Origin of the sequence: Pseudomonas sp. P7759, assembly GCF_013386445.1 — a bacterium.
Taxonomy (GTDB): Bacteria; Pseudomonadota; Gammaproteobacteria; order Pseudomonadales; family Pseudomonadaceae; genus Aquipseudomonas; species Aquipseudomonas azotoformans_A.
In genome coordinates this window covers 1-2511 of the sequence record NZ_JACART010000065.1, presented here as the reverse complement: position 1 = coordinate 2511, position 2511 = coordinate 1, and the positions used below count along the sequence as shown (strand labels likewise).

Annotated in this window: 2 protein-coding genes and 1 pseudogene; 1 reads left to right on the top strand and 2 read right to left on the bottom strand. The window is 62.1% G+C overall.

Features of this window, described 5'->3' with window-relative positions; all coding sequences use genetic code 11:
* Together HX823_RS29715 and HX823_RS29710 are read right to left on the bottom strand one after the other, a co-directional pair.
* The coding region (locus tag HX823_RS29715) for a sugar-binding transcriptional regulator (protein ID WP_256350329.1) at window positions 1-637 on the bottom strand (637 nt) is incomplete at its 3' end.
* An 88-nt stretch (window positions 638-725) separates the two neighbouring features.
* The gene (locus HX823_RS29710; protein ID WP_177078185.1) at window positions 726-1898 is read right to left on the bottom strand and encodes a XylR family transcriptional regulator; all 1173 of its coding nucleotides are present in this window, start codon (window positions 1896-1898) and stop codon (window positions 726-728) included.
* 139 nt (window positions 1899-2037) lie between these two features.
* Here HX823_RS29710 and HX823_RS29705 point away from each other — a divergent pair.
* Window positions 2038-2511, top strand: a pseudogene (locus HX823_RS29705) (xylose isomerase); the annotation flags it as partial.

Below are 2511 nucleotides of genomic sequence, written 5' to 3'. Positions count from 1 at the left end.
CGATCAAGGCGATATCGGCGCGGCGCGCGCGGTCGAGGGTGGAGCGCACGGTGTCGTTGTTGATCAACACGCTGCGCAGTTCCGGATTGGCCACCAGGGCCGGGGCGTACAGGGTTTCGCTCTCGGCGCCGAAACGCAGGGCCAGGCGTCGGCAGATATGGTCGGGGTTCATGTATTCGCCAGCCTTGAGCGAGCCGCCAATCGCACACACAAACGTGCAGTTGCGCGTCACCGGCAGGAACACATTCTCGGCCACCGCGCCGACGTTGCGGCCCATGCCGACGGCGATGATCATGCCGTCGCTGAGGGTCTTGTTCAGGTAGTTGGCGACCAGGCTGGCCACGGCCGAGCGCTGGGTATCAGGGTCGCCATGGTCCACCGCGATCAACGCGCGGTCCAGCTGGAAACGCTCGACCAGCGCCTGCTCCAGCTCCGTGTTCAACGCCGGATGCTGCAACACCCGCACCTCTACCACCCCTTCATCCCGGGCGCGCTTGAGCAGCCGGCTGACCTTGACCCGCGACAGGTCGAAGCGCTTGGCGATGGCTTCCTGGGTAATGTTGTCGAGGTAATAAAGCATGGCCACTTCGGTCATCAGGTCGATGTCGCTGGCGGCACGCTGGGCACTGTCGGTCATGGGAGCTTCCATTTACGCCACAAAAAACCATTCTCCCTAGTCTGTGCGGTGCAAGTCCAGCGGCGAATGGGCCAAGCCTGCAAAGTTTCTAATGGTTCTGCTGGTATTCCCGTGGCGTGCAGCCTAACTCGCGACGGAACACCGTGTGCAGGTACTGCGCGGACTTGAAGCCGCATTGCTGGGCGATATCGGCAATCGCCAGGTGATCATCCTCCAGCCCCTTGGCGGCGCTGGCGAGTTTGAAGCGCAGGATCTCGTCATGCACGCTGCACCCGCGCACCTTGCGAAAATGCGCCTCCAGGGACGAACGGGACACGCCAACATAGGCCGCCACCTGGGCGGTCTTGATGCCCTGGCAGGCGTACTGGCGGATAAACAGCAGCGCCTGCATCACATAAGGATGGCCCAAAGGTTGATGCAAGCTGGACGCCTGCACGTTGATCGCATCCGGCGGCACCAGCACCTGCGTGCCCGCGCAGGGCTTGCCGTGCAACATCTGATGCAACAGCGCAGCGGCGGTGCGGCCCATGGTTTCGGTGCCCTGGATCACCGAACTCAACGGCACCCGCGTGAGGGTACGGGTCAGCGGGTCGTTGTCGATGCCGATCAGCGCCACTTCTTCCGGCACAGCAATGCCGGCAGTAAGACAGGCTTGCAGCAATTGCCGGGCGCGAGCGTCGGTGACGGCGATAATGCCGATAGGTTTGGGCAGGCTTTGCAGCCAGGCAATCTGTTGTTCGACGGCGCTGTCCCACAGCGGCGCGCTGGTGCCGAGGCCACGATAGATCTGCACGGGCAAGCCATCGCGTTGCAGCAGGCGCTTGAAAGCCTTTTCGCGTTCCTGGGCCCAGCGATTGGCCTGGGCTTCGGGCAGGCTGAAACAGGCAAACTGCGTCAGGCCGGCTTCGATCAAATGCTCATAGGCCAACTTGATCAAGGCGTAGTTGTCCGTGGCCACGTAGGGAATGCCCTTGGGATAGGCCCGCACATCCTCATAGGAACCGCCCACCGCCACCACCGGCACCTTGCTCCCGGCCAGCGCCTCGCCAATCAGCGGGTCGTCGAAGTCGGCAATGATGCCGTCGCCCTGCCAGCGTTCGATGCCTTTGAGGCGGCACAGGAAGTCCTCTTCGAGGAACAAGTCCCAGGACGCGCGGGTGCTGCTCAGGTAATTGCCGATGCCGGCGATGATGCCACGGTCATAGATTTTGCTGCCGTTGAACAGCAAGGCAATGCGGTGCACGGGCGGTAGGGTTTTCATTGTTTTTATCCTGGGGCCGGTCGAAACAGACTAGCCCCTGCTACGCAAAATCGCACTCTCCCTTGATGATTTTCATAATCGGCAGGCCCAACGCCGTTGCTAGTATCGAGCCACCGCCAAGAACAATAAGGAAAACGCCATGCCGTACTTCCCCGGTGTCGAGAAGGTTCGCTTCGAAGGCCCCCACAGCGATGCTCCCCTCGCCTTTCGCCACTACGACGCCAACAAGCTCATCCTCGGCAAACCCATGCGCGAACACCTGCGCATGGCCGCCTGTTATTGGCATACCTTCGTCTGGCCGGGGGCGGATATGTTTGGAGTGGGCACCTTCAAGCGGCCGTGGCAGCGCAGTGGCGACCCGATGGAACTGGCCATCGGCAAGGCGGACGCCGCCTTCGAGTTTTTCTCCAAGCTGGGCATCGATTACTACAGCTTTCATGACACGGATGTCGCCCCCGAAGGCAGCTCGCTCAAGGAGTACCGCCACCACTTCGCGCAGATGGTCGATCATCTGGAGCGGCATCAGGAACAGACCGGAATCAAGCTGCTCTGGGGCACCGCCAACTGCTTCAGCAACCCACGCTTTGCCGCCGGCGCCGCCAGCAACCCGGAC